13 protein-coding genes and 1 tRNA gene are annotated in these 19,714 nt (G+C 43.8%); 12 read left to right on the forward strand and 2 right to left on the reverse strand.

The genetic code is table 11. The annotated features are described in order from the left end of the window. The first annotated feature begins 100 nt into the window (after window positions 1–100). A complete protein-coding gene (locus tag DW039_RS08145) occupies window positions 101–808 on the forward strand; it encodes a tRNA1(Val) (adenine(37)-N6)-methyltransferase (RefSeq protein WP_005825467.1) in 708 nt (235 codons plus the stop codon). An 86-nt stretch (window positions 809–894) separates the two neighbouring features. Then, window positions 895–969 (forward strand) — tRNA-Pro (locus tag DW039_RS08150). Between the two features lie 61 nt (window positions 970–1,030). On the opposite strand, the gene DW039_RS08155 is transcribed toward DW039_RS08150, so the two are convergent. Both DW039_RS08155 and DW039_RS08160 read right to left on the reverse strand, forming a co-directional pair. Beyond that, a complete protein-coding gene (locus tag DW039_RS08155) occupies window positions 1,031–1,996 on the reverse strand; it encodes a PAS domain-containing sensor histidine kinase (RefSeq protein ID WP_117703306.1) in 966 nt (321 codons plus the stop codon). Beyond that, window positions 1,993–3,366 (reverse strand): sigma-54 dependent transcriptional regulator, encoded by a 1,374-nt coding sequence (locus DW039_RS08160; RefSeq protein ID WP_034532868.1) that lies wholly within the window; start codon window positions 3,364–3,366, stop codon window positions 1,993–1,995. The genes DW039_RS08155 and DW039_RS08160 overlap by 4 nt, the downstream gene beginning before the upstream one ends. A gap of 218 nt (window positions 3,367–3,584) precedes the next feature. Between DW039_RS08160 and DW039_RS08165 the strand changes: the two genes are divergently transcribed. From DW039_RS08165 to DW039_RS08215, 10 genes are all read left to right on the forward strand, one after another. Continuing rightward, window positions 3,585–5,072 (forward strand): TolC family protein, encoded by a 1,488-nt coding sequence (locus tag DW039_RS08165; protein ID WP_008664553.1) that lies wholly within the window; start codon window positions 3,585–3,587, stop codon window positions 5,070–5,072. Between the two features lie 169 nt (window positions 5,073–5,241). Then, window positions 5,242–6,492, forward strand: coding sequence for an efflux RND transporter periplasmic adaptor subunit (locus DW039_RS08170; protein ID WP_005837154.1), 1,251 nt, complete (start codon window positions 5,242–5,244; stop codon window positions 6,490–6,492). 11 nt (window positions 6,493–6,503) lie between these two features. Continuing rightward, a complete protein-coding gene (locus DW039_RS08175) occupies window positions 6,504–8,909 on the forward strand; it encodes an FtsX-like permease family protein (RefSeq protein ID WP_057097904.1) in 2,406 nt (801 codons plus the stop codon). An 11-nt stretch (window positions 8,910–8,920) separates the two neighbouring features. Continuing rightward, the gene (locus DW039_RS08180; RefSeq protein ID WP_057258609.1) at window positions 8,921–11,296 is read left to right on the forward strand and encodes an ABC transporter permease; all 2,376 of its coding nucleotides are present in this window, start codon (window positions 8,921–8,923) and stop codon (window positions 11,294–11,296) included. Between the two features lie 18 nt (window positions 11,297–11,314). Beyond that, window positions 11,315–13,714 carry an ABC transporter permease gene (locus DW039_RS08185; RefSeq protein WP_008664546.1) on the forward strand — a complete coding sequence of 800 codons (2,400 nt, stop codon included), beginning with the start codon at window positions 11,315–11,317 and terminating at the stop codon, window positions 13,712–13,714. Window positions 13,715–13,737: 23 nt separating this feature from the next. Beyond that, window positions 13,738–16,095 carry an ABC transporter permease gene (locus DW039_RS08190; protein WP_005837160.1) on the forward strand — a complete coding sequence of 786 codons (2,358 nt, stop codon included), beginning with the start codon at window positions 13,738–13,740 and terminating at the stop codon, window positions 16,093–16,095. Window positions 16,096–16,133: 38 nt separating this feature from the next. Further along, window positions 16,134–16,808, forward strand: a complete 675-nt coding sequence (locus tag DW039_RS08195; RefSeq protein WP_005837161.1) for an ABC transporter ATP-binding protein — start codon at window positions 16,134–16,136, stop codon at window positions 16,806–16,808. 158 nt (window positions 16,809–16,966) lie between these two features. Beyond that, the gene (locus tag DW039_RS08205; protein ID WP_008664544.1) at window positions 16,967–17,254 is read left to right on the forward strand and encodes a RyR domain-containing protein; all 288 of its coding nucleotides are present in this window, start codon (window positions 16,967–16,969) and stop codon (window positions 17,252–17,254) included. A gap of 24 nt (window positions 17,255–17,278) precedes the next feature. Beyond that, entirely contained in the window at window positions 17,279–17,674 is a 396-nt protein-coding gene (locus DW039_RS08210; RefSeq protein WP_034529763.1) for a hypothetical protein, read from the forward strand. Between the two features lie 13 nt (window positions 17,675–17,687). After that, window positions 17,688–19,706, forward strand: a complete 2,019-nt coding sequence (locus DW039_RS08215; RefSeq protein ID WP_057256501.1) for a hypothetical protein — start codon at window positions 17,688–17,690, stop codon at window positions 19,704–19,706. Window positions 19,707–19,714: the final 8 nt, after the last annotated feature.

Consider the following 19,714-nt stretch of genomic DNA (forward strand, 5'->3'; position numbering starts at 1 on the left):
AATAAACGTTCTTCACCCTTTAAAAAGACAAAAACAGTGCCAATTTTATGACAAATATGCAGGCTTTGATTATTTTTGAGCCCAATTAAAGAAGATAAACATGCCAAAATCATCTTTTAAGTTTAAACAATTTACCATATTTCATGATAAATGCGCCATGAAGGTCGGCACAGATGGTGTACTACTTGGGGCATGGGCCCCGGCAGACAAAGCAAAGCGTATACTGGACGTTGGAACCGGTACCGGATTAATAGCCTTACAGTTAGCGCAAAGGAATCCGCATGCCCGGATTACTGCAATCGAGATAGATGCGGCTGCAGCCGGACAAGCCACAGAAAATGTATCTCACTCTCCATGGGCCGATAGAGTAGAGGTCATATGTCATGATTTCCGAGATTATCAGCCGGAAAACAGATTTGACCTCATCGTTTCCAATCCTCCCTATTTTATAGATGCGTTGAAATGTCCTGACGAACAAAGGTGCACAGCACGGCATGCGGGCAATTTGAATTACGATTTACTGTTTCATCGTTCGGCATCTTTGCTTGAAGAGCAAGGAGTCGTAAGCATCATTATTCCAGCGGAAGCTGAAAAAACGGTTGTGGATACAGCTTGGAACCATAAGTTGTTTCCATTGCATCGTGTGCAAGTCTTCACCAAGCCCGGAAAACCGTGTAGACGGGTATTGCTGAACTTTGGTTTTGAAGCAAAAGAGTGTAGAGAAGAGAAACTCTGTATTGAGGTGAATCACAATGAGTTTACCCCTGAATATGTAGCTTTAACGAAGGATTTCTATCTGAAAATGTAATTTTAATTGCATAAAACTTGCCTAAATGTTTGGTTGGTATCAGAATTGTTTTTACCTTTGCACTCGCTTTTCAGAAGTAAAGTATTCGGGGTGTAGCGCAGTCCGGTTAGCGCACCTGCTTTGGGAGCAGGGGGTCGTGGGTTCGAATCCCGCTACCCCGACAGAAATTAATAAGCTACTGATTTTTCAGTAGCTTATTTTTGTATATACCCTCTTTCCCACTTATCCAAATAGCAGCGTAAAGCAACTCCCTTTTCCCACAATAGACTGCACCGTGATATTCCCTCCATGCCGGTTCATCACTTGTTTACATAAACTGAGCCCGATGCCCGAACCGGAAGGCTTGGTGGTGAAGAACGGTACAAAAATCTTATCTTGCACTTCCGGCAGAATGCCTTCACCATTGTCATTGACAGTGATTAGGCATTGCCACGAGAGGGCGGGTAGCATCTTCACTTCTATCCGGGGATGCTCTTTCCTGCTACATGCCTCTTTGGCATTTTTAATCAGATTAATCAGTACTTGTTCTATCTGTGTCCGGTCTATCTGGAGTATGCGGTCGGTCTCCGGAAGCTCTATCCGGATATACTCTTCCGAAAACAGCTTCTGCAAATCCTGCAACAGCTCGCGGACGGCAACCGGACGACGGACGGGGGCGGGAAGTCTTGTCAGCTTCCGGTAATTCTCCACAAACTCCAACAACCCCTTACTACGGCGGTGGATAGTCTGCATTCCCTGCCGCATGACGGGATAGTTCTTTTCCGACATTTCCCGCTCGCTCAAGGTTTCGGAGAGGGAGATGATGGGAGTGATTGAATTCATTATTTCGTGCGTCAGCACACGTATCAGCTTTTGCCACGCTTCCATCTCATTGCGTTCCAGCACGCGGGTACGGAAATTCCTCATCGCTTCGGAAAGCTCGTCCACCATATCCTCCATAGACCGGTTCTTGTAGGGAGAACGGAACGACAGCATCATGTCGTCATAGCGCAGGCTCTCTGCCAGATGGCGCATCATGCGCACCTGCATCATCTGCAGGCGGTACAGATGAACGGCAATCGCCAGCAATATCAAAAAAGCCATCAGTGCACTGAACCACAGTCCGGCATCCACCAGCAGATAAACGCCGACCGAAAGGAAGGCTATGCCGATGATGTGCAGTGCCACAATCAATGAATATCGTTTCATAAGCCCAGTTTTTCAAGTTTCCGGTACAAGGCGAAGCGAGTAATGCCCAAGTATTCGGCGGCACGGGTCACATTTCCTTCACTGAGCCGCATGGCACGTTCCACAGCCTGCCGTTCCAATTGCTCCAAGTTGAGGACTTCTTCTTCCTTCTTCTGACGGGAAACAGAAGCTTGGAACATAAAGTTCTCCGGACGAAGCAGAGAACCGTCTCCCAATATGACAGCACGTTCCACTGTATGCTGCAACTCACGTACATTACCCGGCCAGGCATATTTCAACAACTTGTTTTTCGCCTCCCGGGTCAGCCCGCGCATCTCTTTCTGATATTTGCGGGCATACCGTTGCAGGAAATACTCTGCCAGCAGGAGGATGTCGTTTCCGCGTTCCCGCAGAGGTGGAATATGCAACTCGATGGTGTTGATGCGATACAGCAGGTCTTGGCGGAAGTCTCCTTCGTCCACCAGCCGACGGATGTCTGCATTGGTGGCGCAGATGAGCCGCACATCAATGGGCGTAGCCTGCGTACTTCCCAAACGACTGATACAACGCTTTTCGATGGCAGTCAGCAATTTGGCCTGCATGGGCAGGGAAAGGTTACCTATCTCGTCCAGAAAAAGCGTACCGCCGGTTGCCACTTCCATACGTCCAGCTTTCGCTTTCCGTGCATCGGTGAAGGCGCCTTTCTCGTAGCCGAACAACTCGCTTTCGAACAACTGTTCGGGGATACTGCCGAGGTCTATCGTGACAAACGGCTTTCCATAGCGGGGAGAATTGCGGTAAAGCATACGGGCAATCACATCCTTTCCAGTTCCATTCTCACCTAATATAAGAATGTTGGCATCCGCATCGCGCAACTTCTCCACAGTAGAGAAAACTTGCTGCATGACGGGAGAATCACCGATAATAATCTCTTCGGAGCCTCCCGTTGTGGCATTGCTCAGTACTTCCACCTGCTCTTTCAGCAGATTTATCTCGGTGCGCGAACGGCGCAACTTCATGCCCGAAGAAAGGGTCGCCAACAATTTTTCCTTCTCCCACGGCTTGGGAATGAAATCCGTAGCCCCCGCTTTGATGGCACGCACTGCCTTGTCCGTATCCGCGTAGGCAGTCATGAAGATGACCACTGCTTGCGGGTCGATACTCAGAATCTGCTTCAAGCTGTCGAAACCTTCCTGACCACTGATGGCATCACGGCTGAAATTCATATCCAGCAGAATAATGTCCGGACGGAAAGTGGTCATAAAATGCTCGATGCGGTCGGGGGTCACCGCCACCTTTATCTTCTCGGCGTAGGGTTCGAGAAGAAGGTTCAGTGCAAAAAGCACATCCTCGTTATCATCTACAATCAATATTTTACCAAACTGCTCCATATCTGTTTTCTTTTCGTGCAGGCAAGGCCTACACAATCCCACATCTCTTGTACGGGCAAAGATAAGTATAATATCCATGTGTTGTGCGTGCATTATCGCACTATTTTTGTGCGCAACTGCACACGTTTGGAAAGCTTCGAACCACAACAAACACTTATAATACAACAACTTATACTTATGGCATAGAATTTGAACTTTATAGAGTAAAGAAAACAACTATGCACCGGAATATATTTTTATTGCTTATTACATTCAGTCTGACGTCGAGTGCCGTTGCCCAAGAGCACACGTTGGAGCTGACTTTGGAAGAAACCATCGAGCAGGCCCGCCAGCAGTCGCCCGACGCCCAAAATGCCCGCCATAGCTTCCGTTCCGCTTATTGGAACTACAAATACTACTGTGCCAACTACCTGCCGACGCTCAAGCTTACTTCCAATCCCTATCTGGACCGTGCTATCAACAAAGTGACCCAAAGCGATGGCAACGTCAAGTTCATAGAGCAGAACCTGCTGAGCACTGACCTAACACTGAGCCTGACACAAAACGTGCCGTGGACCGGAGGAACCTTTTTCATTGAAACGGCTGCGCAGCGCCTCGACCTTTTCAGCAGTGACACCTATTCCTGGCAGACTTCACCCGTCAACATCGGATACAGCCAGTCCTTGTTTGGCTACAACAGCCTGAAGTGGGACCGGCGCATCGAACCTATCCGTTATCGCGAAGCCAAGAAAACCTACGTAGAAACCCTTGAGCTTGTTGCCGCCAATGCCACAGAGAAGTTCTTCAACCTGGCCAAAGCACAAAGCAACTACGAAATAGCCAACGCCAACTACGCCAATGCCGACACCTTATATATATATGCGCAAGGACGATATAACATCGGCACCATCAGCGAAAACGAAATGTTGCAGCTCGAACTCAACAAACTGACCGAAGAAACCAACTGCATGAATGCCCGCATCGAAGTGGAAAACTGCATGCAGGAACTCCGTTCCTACCTCGGCATCCAAGAAGACCTCCTTATAAAGGTGAGAATAGACAACCGCGTGCCCGACCTGCACATCGACCTGGATGCCGCGCTGATGCTTGCCAACGAAAACAGTCCGGAGATACAGAACATGCTACGCCGCAAGGTGGAAAGCGAGAGTGCCGTGTCGCGCGCCAAGGCCAATGCCGGACTGAAGGCAGACATCTACCTGCGCTTCGGCTTGACACAAACTGCCGACAAGCTGAAAGATGCCTACCGGAATCCACTGGACCAGCAGTACGTCAGCTTGGGCATTACCCTCCCAATCCTGGACTGGGGGCGCGGAAGGGGACAAGTACGCGTGGCCCGTTCTAACCGAGACCTTGTCTACACGCAGGTAGAGCAAGACAAGACGGATTTCGACTTGAACGTACGGAAACTCGTAAAGCAATTCAACCTGCAGGCGCAACGGGTAAACATAGCCGCCCGCACGGACCATACAGCCCAACGACGCGCCGAAGTAGCCCGAAAACTCTATCTGCTCGGCAAGTCCTCGGTACTCGACCTCAATGCATCCATCACGGAAAAAGATACGGCCCGGAGAAGCTATATAACGGCTTTGTACAACTATTGGAGTTTGTACTATGCACTGAGAAGCATCACGCTATATGACTTTGAAAAAGAGAGGCCACTGGCAGAAGACTTGGAAAGGGTTACTAATGAAGAATCTATACAGTAATAGAATCGTGGAATAGTTTTAGTAAAAACTGGCCGGAGATTTACTAAAACTCCGGTGACGATTTACTAAATCTCCGGTAAAGTTTTAGTAAAACTCGGAACCCTTATTCAGAAGTACTTCTGAAGGGGGTATCTGAAAAGTAAAAAAAGAGTATATAAAATATTGCATTATGGATATAAAACTTGAAAAGAAACCCTGGTACATCCGTTACCGCTACTATCTGGCGGGAGGCGTTGCCTTCCTTGCCTTCCTGATTTATGTAGTCACCCTTTCGCTGGGTCCCAGCAAACTGCGTATCGAGCAGGACAACATACAGATAGCCGAAGTCAAGAACGGCAAATTTATGGAATATGTAGATGTGGAGGGAGTGATTCAGCCCATCCTTACCATCAAGGTCAATGCACGTGAAGCCGGAAGCGTGGAACGCATCATAGGAGAGGAGGGGAGCCTGCTCCGGCAAGGAGATACCATCCTCGTCATGGAAAACCCCGACCTGCTGCGCAGTATCGAAGACCAGCGCGACGACTGGGAAAAGCAGCTTATCACCTACCGCGAAAAAGAAATTGAAATGGAGCAGAAAAGCCTGAACCTGCAACAACAAGCCCTGCAGACCGATTATGACCTCAACCGCCTGCGCAAGAGTTTTGCCCTTGACAAGGAGGAGTACCGCATGGGCATCAAGAGCAAGGCGCAGCTCGAAGTTTCCGAGGACGAATACAACTATAAAGTGAAAAATGCCCATCTTCAAAGGGAAAGCCTCCGTCATGACTCTGCCGTCACCGTCATCCGCAAAGACCTCATCAGGAACGACCGCGAACGGGAACGGAAGAAGTATGAACGCGCCTGCGAACGGCTCGGCAACCTGGTGGTGAAAGCTCCCGTCGCCGGCCAGCTCAGTTTTGTCAAGGTGACTCCGGGACAGCAGGTCGCTTCCGGTGAAAGCATTGCGGAAATCAAGGTGCTGGACCAATATAAAGTGCATACTTCCCTGAGCGAATACTACATCGACCGCATTATCACCGGATTGCCTGCCACCATCAATTATCAGGGAAGAAAATACCCGTTGCGCATCACGAAAGTGGTTCCCGAAGTCAAAGACCGCACGTTCGACGTAGACCTCGTCTTCACCGGTGACATGCCCGACAACGTACGTGTAGGCAAAAGCTTCCGGGTACAGATAGAACTCGGCCAGCCGGAGGAGGCGCTCGTCATTCCGCGCGGCAACTTCTACCAGAGTACCGGAGGACAATGGATTTACAAACTGAACGCCGCAAAGACAAAAGCCGTGCGCGTGCCGCTTGGCATCGGTCGCCAAAATCCGCAACAATACGAGATTACGGAAGGTTTGCAGCCCGGAGATTGGGTAATTACAACGGGATATGATACCTTTGGCGAGGCGGAAGAATTGATAATGAAATAAAACTACGCACTATGAGACAAATAATCTTAGCCATCAATGCATTGCTGAAATTCAAAGCATACACCCTTATCAATGTATTGGGACTGGCGTGCAGTTTGGCTTGCGTACTCACCGTAGCCCGATATATCCACCAAGAAAATACAGTGAACCAATGCTTTCCCGAATATAAACGCATTTGCCTGATAAAAACCTCTACCAGCAGTGGTGAGAACTTCTTGGGAGGCTACCGGTCGGGATTGGAAAAGGATCCTGCCGTAGAACAATTTACGGTGATTTATCAAATATCGGATATGCCCGTTCTGTTCGGTGAACAGGAAATTGCAGCGAACGCTTTTTCCGTAGACAGCACCTTCTTCAAAATCTTTCCATATAGGGTGATTGCCGGAAGCGGAAGAATAGTCCGCCCGAGGGATGTTGTCATCACCCGTTCTTTTTGGAAGAAGAAGCTGGGAGGGAAGAATGCCATAGGCGCTACTTTCAAAAACACAAAAGGGAATAAATTCACTATTATAGGAGTGGTGGACGACCCCGATACCAAGACATCATGGATGCCGGATATATTTATGTCGGATGAACTGGATGAATTCCTTTTTTTCGACCCTATATACGCCATGCTGATGGCACCGGATACAGACATTGCACTGCTGAATAAAAAGTATTCAAAAGAACACCCCCGCAGCAAATGGAGCACTTATGAGACAGTACGCTATCAGTATTTGCCTTTGAAAGATTTATATTACGATAAAGACCACGGAAAAGAAAACAAGAACTATCAATATGGCAACCAAAGCTATGTCCGGGTATTGATGGTAGTAGCCTTCCTGGTAGGTATCATAGGGCTGCTGAACTTCATCAACATCTACACTGTCATCATGTCCAAGCGGTCAAGAGAGTTTGGGGTGAAAAAAGTGTTCGGTGCAGGCAGGACAGACATTTTCCTGCAAATATATGCCGAGAACATCTTATTGACGGGACTGGCATTACTCCTTTGCTGGGCTTTAATAGAAATAACCAGGTTTTTCTTTTTCCATGAACTTTATATACCTACCACAACAGACTCCGGCTTTGACCGGAAGGTCTCTGCCATCGTACTTTTAGGATTGCCATTGCTGACTACTGTTTATCCGTTCTTGAAATACACATGTAGCAGACCCGTCAACTCCATACGCGAGCTGGCATCTTCACGCTTTTCCACACGGTCACGCATGATATTACTGTGTTTTCAATATGTCGTAACCATCTTTATAATAACCGTTTCTCTATTCTTTGTACGGCAGTTGGAGTATATGCTCTGCGCCGACCTCGGTTTCCGCTCGCACGATGTGATAACTTGCCGGATGTATGTCGATAAATTGGGCTTATATAAAACAACTAAAGAGGAGGGATTGGATGAAGGAAAAAGACAATATATAAGTAATGCTTTGGTCAATAAACGAATGAGTGAAAGCACTCTGTTTGAGCATTGGAGCAGAGGAAACGACTTGCTGTTCACCGACTTCCGTTTTGACAGTTTTGCGCTCAACAGAGCCGAAAACGGTTTCCATCCGGCATTATCTGCACATTTAACGACCCACTCCATGGCAATATACGATTTTCAACTTGTAGAGGGGCGCCTATGGAACGACTCCATAGATGAAGCGTTCACCAAAAACAGTTTCAAGGTAATTATCAACGAAACCGCTAAAAGAGTCTATGGAATAAAAGACATCACCAAAGACAAGCTGCAACCTGAAGAACCACACTACGCCTCAAGCAGCTTACCGGATTTCTACAATCCACCTTGCGAGATAGTAGGGGTCATAAAGGATTTCAATGTTCGGCACCTTTCACAATCCATCCAACCGGTTGTCATCTATTATCACGATGCAAGCATAGGCGGAATTTATACTGTTACAGCCTCGTATAAGCACGAGAATAAAGCCAAAGTCATTGATTTCCTGCGCCGCTTATACGAAGAATCTACGGGAAGAACCGACTTTGAATATACGCTGATAGAAGATGAACTCCAAAAGATGTATCGTGAAGACCGTCAAGTGGTGAACATTTATACGCTCTTTGCCGGAATAGCCATTTTCATCTCTTCATTGGGATTATTGTCAATATCCTTGTTCGATATTCGGCAACGTTACCGTGAGATAGGTTTACGCAAAGTGAACGGTGCGCAAGCAAAGGATATTTACCCCTTACTCATTAAAAAGTATCTCTCGGTCATGGGAGTCGCCACTTTGCTATCCATACCCTTGTCATGGATTGCCATTACCCTCTATTTGCAGGATTTTGCCCACAAAGCCCCTTTGACATTCGACTTGTTTGCCGTAGCAGTAGCCATAACAACTGCCATCTCCTTGTTGACTATTATTAGGCAAATCAGCAAGGCTGCCAACATCAATCCGGCAAGCATTATGAAAAACGAATAAAAGACACGAATATGAAACTCATACTATTATATATCCGAACATTAAGTAGGTTTAAAGTATATACGGTAATCAATATTATCGGACTGGCACTGAGCTTGGCTTGTGTCATTATTATATTCCGCTACGTGAAGCAGGAAAATGATGTAGATTGTTATAGTCCCAACAAAGACCGGATAGGCATCATGGTGCAGGAATACAAAGATGACAACAATAAAACGGCAGTTATCGGAGGTCCCCTCGAAGATGCAGACATAGAAGCGATGTCCACTTTCGTATGGTTCAATAAAGACTATATCATAAAGGAAGAAAAACATATTGATGTAGAAACGATTGTAGCAGACAGCTTGTTTCTAATAGTGACTGATTTTCCCATGAAATATGGAAAAGCCGAATCATGGGCGGCGTCTCCACAAACCGCCTTTATCACAGAAGAGCTGAGTGAGAAACTATTCGGGAACATAAATCCTATCGGCAAAACCATTGAATACTCTACCGGTGACCCTCTTACGGTGACCGGAGTTATCGGCAAAGACAGAGGGAAACGCTCGCTTCATTTCGACTTGCTTGTTCCTGAAACATTGCAGAAGGATTGGGAGTTCCGTTTCCCGATGAAAATGGCATTAATTCATAAAGGGGCCTCCTTTACGAAGATAAATGCACGGCATGCAGCGTTCCGGCAATCTCCACGTGCTGCGGATGTTGAATTCAGGTATCAACTGCTTCCCATGCGTGAAGTGTATTTTCATCCAGCCATTGATGTTTGGCAGGACATGCTGCAAAGGGGGAATTTACCACAGCTACATCTATTGGCACTTGTTGCTGTACTAATTTTAATTGTAGGCATCTTCAATTTTATGAGTCTTTATACGGTTGTATTATTGAAACGAAGCAAAGAATTCAGACTAAAGAAGGTTTTTGGAAACAATTCAGCACAGCTATTCTCCCAACTATATATCGAGAATTTATGTCTGACACTTGTATCATTATTTATAGCCTGGTTCCTTGTCGAGATTTCCGTCTTTCCCTTAAATAAATATTTTGATGTCATTCAACAACCTAATGGTATATTTGACATAGGAATAACCATAGCTATCCTGATTTTACAGCCATTGACAGCTTCAATCTATCCGTTTTTTAAATTCAAATACAACACGCCTATCCATTCATTACGGAAAATAGGCAGTGGTGAAAAATCGTCTGTTGTAAGAAACCTCTATCTGAGTATTCAGTATATCGTGGCATTCATTCTAATAGTTGTTTCCATGTTCTTCGCCAAACAACTGTATGAAATGACTCATATAGATTTAGGCTATGACACAGACTCTATCGTTAAAGTCCATTTTGAACGCTATGAACGCAAACAGCCTACCACTGAAGCAGAATATCTGAAACAGACCTCCTTGCGCAAAGCCTCCAAAGAAAATATATCCACTGCAATGAATGCCTCTCCTTTATTCACGGCATGGAATTACTCTTTATCCCCTTATGAATATTTCACAGAATCTCCGGTACTTTTCCGTAAGCTCGGAGAAGCCAATTTCAAACAATTGTATTGCATTCCCATAACAGAAGAAGAAATAAGATTTCATGGCTTCCGTTTATCCCAGGGACGTTTATGGGATGCCGACATCGACCATGAAGGTGAAGCAAAACTGATTCTCAATCAAAAAGCCATGCAACTCTTCGGACTCGAAAGCGCAATCAATGCCCGGCTGGAACCCCAACAACCTTTATGGCCGCGTAGGGATTTGAGCCCTTATCAGATTATAGGTATCGTCGAAGATTTTTATTGCGGACATTTATCCCAACCGGTTCTTCCTATCGCTTTTATATACGGTGAAACATATCTTTCACAAATTCCTTTGCAAGCTAAAATTGCTCCAGGACATCAAAAAGATGCCGTTGCCTTCCTGGAAAACCTACACAACGACAATGCTGATGGAGCCTTCAATTATACTTTTGCAAAACAGGAAGTTGAGAATCTCTATAAGTCAGACAAGCAAATAACTATTACCTATTCCTTTTTCGCCTTTATGGCCATTCTAATATCCTCAATAGCTTTGTTTGGATTGTCCTTATTTGACATACAACAAAGATACCGGGAAATAGCTATACGAAAAGTACATGGCGCTACACATAAGGAAATTTTATTGTTATTACTCAAAAAATACATTATCATATTAGCAATGTCATTTTTGATTGCCATTTCTATATCTTATTGGGGAATAACCATTTATCTGAAAGATTTTGCCTACAAAGCCAACATCAGCAGTTGGTTGTTCATTATTGCAGCAATCATCATATCATTAATTTCCATATTAACATTGGTTTATCAAGTAAAAAAGGCTGCACGACAGAATCCGGCGGAAGTAATCAAAAGCGAATAATACAATAATGATACTATTATGATAAGACATTATATTAAAACAGCATTCAGAAACCTATTAAAGTACAAGGCACAGAATATCATCTCTATCATCGGACTGTCGGTAGGTATACTTTGTTTTAGTATCTGCCTATATTGCAGCCGCTATATAAATTCTACCGACAAGTGCTTTACCCACTGGGAACGCATTGCAGACATAAACCTATACACTCCAGCAGAAGAACCTTATTCCGGAACTCCCGCTACGTTGTTTGAGAGTCTGCGCCAATTGCAATTCCAAGAAGTAGAAGCATTTACTTTTGTTGCCTATCCCCGCCCACGTAGCTACAATGTGGAAACTATCGACAAGGAAGAACTGCCTTACGAAGATTTATATGCTATGGAAGTAGATACAGCCTACCATAGCGTGTTCACCCCGGAAGTATTACAAGGTTCATGGGCTGTAGCATCGCAAACTCCCAATGCCGTGATACTGACACGCTCTCTGGCACACAAAATATTTGGTCTCGGAGAGAATCCGATAGGAAAGCGAATGACCTTAGCACAACGGCTTTTCTCTTCACCTGATACCACACCACGAACAGGAGGTACCATCTATACCATACAAGCGATAATAGAAGATATTCCATTGAATACCAGCCTTAGCTTTCTCCAAAAGATTGATATGTTAATCTTGAACGACAGCGAAGGACTTATACAATTCGATGGACGAGACAGTATGACCGGTGGACTTACTTTTGCTCTTCTTCGTCCGGGCAAAACATCCGCGCAACTTGAAGCTAGTTTCCGTGCAATGGACTTGAAGCACACAATATTCAATGAGAAAAATACCGTATCAGCCTCGAATTTCGGAAAACTTTTTCGGGAGAAATCCGTTGCCCCTTACTTTGCCGGAATCACATTCATTGTCGGCCTTTTGATTCTACTGACTGGTCTACTCAACTTTTTTCATTTTTTGACGGGGAGTTATCTGAACCGTTCGCACGAGTTCGGCATTCGTAAAGTGAATGGAAGTAATGGCAACAAACTATTTTGGTTACTTTTTACCCAAGCCATTATCATTTCGTTCATAGCCTTCTTATTGACTTTCTGTCTGATAGAAATATTTACCCCTTACCTTTCATTCTCTTTATTTGATTTCACATTAGTCATTGAACGGGACCTATTATTGATACAGACAATAGAATATATGGCAGGCGTTATTTTACTATGCTTATTACTCTGCTTGTTTACCGTATGGAGGATGAAGCATGCCTCCATCCAGTCAAGTATTTACAAGAACAAATCCAAACGCCACAAACAGAAGATACGAAATTGTCTTTTGGGTATCCAATTTTTCATCTGTTGGTTATTCATAGTCTTTACAGTCGCTTTATATTTGCAGGCTAACAAGACCGGTTCCACACTGTTCAACACACTGACAGAAAAAGAAAAGTCCGAAATCATCAGTATTCCTATGGATTACCGTTTTATGAAAAATGACGAAAAGCTTGCTCTCATAGAGCGCATCAGTCAACATCCGGATATAAAAGATAAAATGCTGACAGATATTAATTATCTGAAAGGTATTTCGGGAACAAGCATGCAGACAGAAAAAGATAACCGGGAAAGTAGCCTTGAAGTCAATATAATGAATGTTCCTAATAACTTTTTCGAGTTTATGAATATCCCCATTCTCTCCGGGCATGTCCTGAAGACAAATAGTGACATGGTAGCAGACCGTAAATTGGTAGAACGTATAAAGAAGGATTTACTGGGAACCACCTTGTACAATTATCAAGATAGCTACACGGTATGCGGCATTTGTTCCGATTTTGTAGCCGACACTTACAATCAGAGCCAGGGCTTCGTCTTTCTGCCTTGTGATTTCAAATATTATGTAGGTCATTGCTATTTGAAGTGTGTACCCGGAAAAGCAGAAGAAGTAGAGGCTTTCGTTAAGAAAATGCTGGAAGAGAATCTTCCACCGAGTATACAATTACACATTTCGACCTTGCAGGAAGACATTCACCAAGCGCAAGCCATCGAGAACAACATGAAAGGGATAATCTTATTCTTCTCATTTGTCAGCCTTATAATCACTTTATTAGGCGTCTATTCGGCAATCACACTGGATACGGAACGCAGACAAAAGGAAGTGGCAATCCGTAAAGTAAATGGTGCAGGATTGAAACAGATTATCATATTGTTTGCCCGTACGTATATTTATCAGCTTGTACTCTCGGCAACAATGGCATTTCCTTTATGTTATGCCATACTGCAGTTATGGAAAAACATGTATATCGTATTCTTTAATGATGGCCCGCTATTTTGGATTTCAATCTTCATAATCGTAGCTGTCATTACTACTCTGACTATTATTTTCCGTATTCTGAAAATAGCAAGGACAAATCCGGCAGAAGTCATTAAAAACGAATAAGAAAATATATTTACCTAAAGATTATGACCATACTTACAATCCTAAAAATAATTACCCGCAGTTGGTGGAGAAACAAAGTTTTCTTCTTCATTTCTATAGTCAGTCTGGCTATAGGGCTAGCATGTACAAACTTGCTGTTCACCTATTATGTACATGATTACAATATAGAGAGTGGCAATCGGGACAAGAACCGTATTTTCTGTCTGCGTCAGGATAATCCGATGCAGGACGGAAGCAAGGTGGCCTATGCTGATGCCAATATTCCCCCTATGCTGAAAGAAAAATATGCAGAAGTGGAAGACTACCTGCGTATCAATTCTCTGGTTCCACAATATTGTAAATATGGAGGGGAGATTTACCACGATATAACCTTTATATCTGCCGATACTACTTTGCAACATTTCTTCCACTATCATCCCATTGCCGGTAGTTTAAAGCAAGTATTGGAACAACCGGGCAAAGTAGCACTCAGTGAAGCTTTTGCACATAAACTGTTTGGAGATAAAAATCCATTAGGAGAATTGCTGGAAATAAAAACCATGACTGATACCCAAAGTTATGAAGTGGCAGCCATATTAAAGTCACGGTCACAATCATTGCTCCAATTCGACATGATTACCGGGAATAACAAAGACTTTTGGGGTGGAATGACGTTTCTGAAACTAATTCCAAATACCGATGCCCAACAGTTTACCGAAAAAATCAACCACGACAAAATTCCCACTTTGATTCCGGAAAAGACACAATATTACGTCGACCCTCTGTCCGACATCTACTTTACTACACCGGACTACGATACACAACAACCTCTGCCGTATATCAATCAAAGTAATGTGCAATTATTGTATATCAGCCTTGCTGCCGCCTTGTTGGTACTTATCATAGCCTGCTGCAACTATACCAACATGAGCCTGAGCCGTGTATTGCAACAGCTCAAAATGATACATGTGGAGAAACTGATGGGAAGCAGCTTGAAGGATATCCGCATCCAACTGTTTGGTGATGCATTCCTCACTGTGCTGCTGGCATTCGGATTATCTTTACTCATCATCAACGACTGTCTGTCTTTTTTCAATGGATTATTTGCATCCCATTTAAACGTACATTTCTTTTTCAGCCTACAGATGCTACCCTTGTTAGTGCTCTTTGTACTAGTTATGTCCATTGTCCCTGCTTGGTATATCAGCCATAGACTTTCACAACTCTCATTCAGCGAATACAAGACACTTTACGGAGGTAAAAAGAAACAACGTTTCATAGCTTTGCTGGTCATTCTTCAGTTTTCCATTTCTATAGGGCTGATATTCGCTACTCTCGTTGCCAATGAACAAATCAATCTCATCAAGGAACGGGCCTACTGTTACGAAAATCGGATTGAAATAGGAGATTTCAATGCCGCACCGGCTACAATACTTAAAGAAGAGCTGGAGAAACATGTACAAGGAATAGAGTCCATCGCCCTGTCACAAGGCTCCATATTGAATTCATGGATACGTGAGCTATCCATCAAACAAGCCGACGGTACGGAAAAAAGTTCCTACCTATTAATGCTGTATAGTGATGCCAATCTGGTAAAAACGATGGGGTTCAAACTCTTGTCCGGTAACGCTCCCGAACAACTGCAAAAACAATATGCCTATCCTGCACTGGTCAACGAAAGCTATGTCAGAATGCTGATTCCAGCAGGAATAAATGCCATTGGAAAACCTTTGAAAGAATTTGACCAGTCTGCCGATTCTTTATACATCATCGGCGGTGTATTAGAGGACTTCCCGTTCAGTTCATTGGAAAATGAAATTACCCCGGTCATACTTTACCTTCCACCTACAGAGAGAATGTCGGGTGCCAACTATCTGCAGATTAAGCTGATTGAAAGCAATAAACAAGAAACACTACATCAAATAGCCCAAATATGGGAAAAGATGAATGAAGGGGAGATATTTCAATACACAGACATGCACCAAGACTTTATGAAACGCAATGGTAAAGTCTTGTCTCTCTCCAAACTCCTTATCGCCTATTCTCTGATTGGCTTGATATTGACCTGCTTCGGCTTATTCGGCATTTCATGGTATGCCACTCGCCAGCGTATCCGCGAAATCAGCATTCGCAAGATTCATGGAGCAACATCCCGACAAATCGTGCTGTTGCTGAATAAACCATTCTGCCTGCAAATTCTGCTTGCATATATTCTAGCTGTCCCCATTGTCTATTGGCTCATGCACCATTGGCATGAACAGTTTGCCTATAAAGCCCCCTTCACCGTTATGGACTTTCTATTGCCACTATGTATTGTCTGGATAATATCTGCCGTCACAGTGTGTCTGCAAAGTTATTTGCTGAACAAAACAAATCCGATTGACTGCATCAAATCCGAGTAAGAAATGAAATATTTATAAACCATAAAAACCAAAGCATTATGATTAAGACAGTAAATTTACAGAAGATTTTCAAGACCGAGGAAGTACAGACTCTGGCTTTGAACGACGTAAACATTGAAGTGAAAGAAGGGGAGTTTGTTGCTATCATGGGACCTTCAGGCTGCGGAAAATCCACTTTACTGAATATCCTCGGTCTGTTGGACAATCCTACATCCGGAGAATATTACTTGAATGGGACGGAAGTATCCAAATATACAGAAGCCCAACGTACCAACTTGCGTAAAGGAGTCATCGGCTTTGTATTCCAAAGTTTCAACCTGATTGATGAGCTGAATGTATACGAAAACATCGAACTGCCGTTACTCTACATGGGCATTCCTGCCACCGAACGCAAGCGCCGGGTGGAAACCGCTATGGAGCGTATGGCAATCATGCACCGCAGCAAGCACTTCCCGCAACAATTGTCCGGCGGACAACAGCAACGCGTGGCAATCGCCCGTGCAGTCGTATCAAACCCTAAACTGATACTTGCCGATGAGCCTACCGGTAACCTCGATTCAAAGAACGGAAAAGAGGTAATGGAACTACTGAATGAACTGAATAAGGAAGGTACTACGATTGTCATGGTGACACACTCACAACATGATGCCGGATTTGCCGGACGTATCATCAATCTGTTTGACGGGCAGGTGGTGACGGAAGCTAACTTATAATTCCCGCTTCTCCCGATTTATATGCAGGTTGCAATGTTTTTTCCATTGTAATCTGCATGTTTTTTGGAAATAGCTTTCCTTTTTTTTGTTTCTGTCGTCCGAAATGCCTAATATTGCTACCAATAAACTTTTTACTTCCACATTTTAAATAACAGAAAATGAAAACATACACACCGTCCCCTTTGAACACAGAAAATATCACTTTACCGGATAATTTGACGGAACTCACAGAAGCCATGGCACGCAATGTACATGAAGTATGGGCTTTGGGAAGAGTGAAAGAAGGATGGAAATACGGAGAGACACGCAATGATGAATTAAAGACACATCCCGGACTTGTACCATACGAAGAGTTACCGGACTCAGAACGAGAATACGACCGGCAAACAGCCATACAGACACTGAAACTGATTATGAAACTGGGATTCGACATACAGAAGAAATAATAATCCAATATCTATTATAGTACTATGAGGACGAGTGAGAACAAGTATTATCCTATCCGGCACTGGTGGAAATTCGTGATTCCTGCCTTTATCATTCTCTTTCTGGTTGCAGCATTGATTGTGACATGCACTACATTCCAAAACCTTATTCAATTCTTTCCATCGCGTGGAATGACCTACCTGATGACACTCCATGCCATCATTTCCCTTAGCGTATGCATCTGTTTTTTTCTATGTATCAAGAGATTAATAGATGTATTCTCATTGAATCTGGAACAAGAAAGAAACATTCTTGCATCCTTGTACCAGGAAAAAGAAAAACGGGAGATTATCAATAACGATGAGAAAGAAATCAATAAACTGAAAGAGAATATCAGAAAAGAATTGAAACAAGAAACTGAAAAAAAGGAAACTGTCTAATGACAAAACAAATATGAATCTGCTAACAAGACTTTTTGCCCTTCATTTTGACCGCTCTTTTTCCGGAAAAGGATGGAGGCAGCTTGCTTGGCTTTTCGGAGTCATAGTAACTGTTTTCTTATTGATATATCTGGTAAGTTTTGCATTTATCTTTCCTGAGCCGTCTCTTGAAGAATGGACCGGTATTGATAAAGACGTACCTATGGGGCGTTTGCTTCAGTTGATTTGTCTGTTCATCGATCCGGGGAATATTGTGGAAGTACCACCTTATCTGCGTTGGTTCTCTCTATTGGTCGTAGTGCTGGGATTAATTTTGTTCTGCGGATTATTGATATCCGTAATCTCCAATATGCTGGAACGCAGAGTTGAGCGATATCGTGAAGGCGATATCGTTTACCCTTTGCAAAACCACATCGTCATTATCGGTTTTGACAACATGGTCCCCACTCTTATCCAGCAAATTTGCGATGACACACATTATGGGAATTGCCATATTCTGATTCAGAGTACCCAACCGGCACAAGAAATCCGTAGCAAAATCCATACGGAACTGGATGCCAAAAACGAAAAAAGAATTGTGGTGCTGCGTACCCGGCGCGACTCTATCGAGGAGTTGGAAAAACTCTATACTACCAAAGCGCGCGAAGTATTCCTTATCGGAGAGAGAGACGAACATGACCATGACTCACTGAACATAGACTGCCTGAAAAAGATAGTTGACATTCATAAACGATGCAATAAATGTTCCCTCATACCATTCACCGTTCTTTTCGAATATCAGACTACTTTTGCCGCTTTCCAACTGACCGATTTGTCTGCCGAATGGAGAAAATATATAGAATTCCATCCCTTTAACTTCTACGAGGGCTGGGCCAAAAAGATATTGGTAAGCCGGCAATACGGAAAAGGGGAGAACTGCATTGAATATCCTCCTCTCGACCGTGAGGCAATAACCTACGAAAGCGAAAAACATGTTCATCTTGTTATCATCGGTATGAGCCGTATGGGAGTGGCAATAGGAGTGGAAGCTGCCCATCTGTTGCATTTTCCAAACTTCTGCCGGGACAAGAACATAAAAAGTGTCATTACCTTCATTGATGAAAATGCCGACCGGGAAATGAATTTCTTTTGTGGACGATACCGCCATTATTTCGAGATATCGTCTACCCATTATTACGACATGAGCAAGGACGAAAGGCACGAGAGATTTGTCCTTCCCACCCGTTTTAAAGGAAAAGATGCAGACTTTCTGGATGTGGAATTCAAATTTATCAAAGGCCGTGCGGAAACTCCTGCCATCCAGAACCTAATTAAAGAATGGGTACATGACTCAGGCCAGGTATTGACGATTGCCGTCTGTCTCAATTATCCTCCTCAAAGCATGGCAATGGGATTATATCTGCCGGACGATGTATATGATGAAAACATCCCAGTTTTTGTCCGTCAGGAAACCTCCAGTGCACTGCTCAATATGCTTAACAGTAAAAAGAAAGATGAAGCGATTCATAAATATTCCCATGTTTTTCCTTTTGGAATGCTGGACAACTGTTACGACTTGGACAAAAAAAGCCGGAGGGAGGGACAAATCATCAATTATATATACGATTTCAAGAATAAATATGGAAATGTGCCTCAATCATGCCCACCTGACAATGAGCTGAAAGACTCATGGAACAAACTGTCCGTATCCCTTCAGTGGTCCAATTTGTACAGTGCATATTCCATTAGTCCCAAGCTACGCTCCATAGGCATTACGGATGGTTACGTGAAACTGGACAACGACCAGATAACATTGCTTGCCGAAGTCGAACATAACCGTTGGAACATGGAGAAGCTGCTGCTTGGCTTCCGTAAACCCACCGCCGAAGAAGAAGAGTTAATCTATGGCAGCAAGGAAATGGGAGACATCTTCAAAAAGAAACGCTTTGTGCATCCCGATATACGTCCGTATGATGAATTGAAGGAAAGCTCAAAAGCGTATGACAGATGTATCACAGCCGGTATTCCGCTAGTCGTAAACAACAACACATAGGAAGTAAC

It is taken from the genome of Bacteroides sp. AF39-16AC (assembly GCF_003602735.1).
GTDB classification, from domain to species: Bacteria; Bacteroidota; Bacteroidia; order Bacteroidales; family Bacteroidaceae; genus Bacteroides; species Bacteroides uniformis.

Coding starts and splice junctions, on each gene's coding strand:
- DW039_RS08190 (WP_005837160.1), top strand. CDS start 13,738: ATGACCATACTTACAATCCTAAAAATAATTACCCGCAGTTGGTGGAGA.
- DW039_RS08185 (WP_008664546.1), top strand. CDS start 11,315: ATGATAAGACATTATATTAAAACAGCATTCAGAAACCTATTAAAGTAC.
- DW039_RS08145 (WP_005825467.1), top strand. CDS start 101: ATGCCAAAATCATCTTTTAAGTTTAAACAATTTACCATATTTCATGAT.
- DW039_RS08170 (WP_005837154.1), top strand. CDS start 5,242: ATGGATATAAAACTTGAAAAGAAACCCTGGTACATCCGTTACCGCTAC.
- DW039_RS08205 (WP_008664544.1), top strand. CDS start 16,967: ATGAAAACATACACACCGTCCCCTTTGAACACAGAAAATATCACTTTA.
- DW039_RS08165 (WP_008664553.1), top strand. CDS start 3,585: ATGCACCGGAATATATTTTTATTGCTTATTACATTCAGTCTGACGTCG.
- DW039_RS08180 (WP_057258609.1), top strand. CDS start 8,921: ATGAAACTCATACTATTATATATCCGAACATTAAGTAGGTTTAAAGTA.
- DW039_RS08175 (WP_057097904.1), top strand. CDS start 6,504: ATGAGACAAATAATCTTAGCCATCAATGCATTGCTGAAATTCAAAGCA.
- DW039_RS08215 (WP_057256501.1), top strand. CDS start 17,688: ATGAATCTGCTAACAAGACTTTTTGCCCTTCATTTTGACCGCTCTTTT.
- DW039_RS08155 (WP_117703306.1), bottom strand. CDS start 1,996: ATGAAACGATATTCATTGATTGTGGCACTGCACATCATCGGCATAGCC.
- DW039_RS08210 (WP_034529763.1), top strand. CDS start 17,279: ATGAGGACGAGTGAGAACAAGTATTATCCTATCCGGCACTGGTGGAAA.
- DW039_RS08160 (WP_034532868.1), bottom strand. CDS start 3,366: ATGGAGCAGTTTGGTAAAATATTGATTGTAGATGATAACGAGGATGTG.
- DW039_RS08195 (WP_005837161.1), top strand. CDS start 16,134: ATGATTAAGACAGTAAATTTACAGAAGATTTTCAAGACCGAGGAAGTA.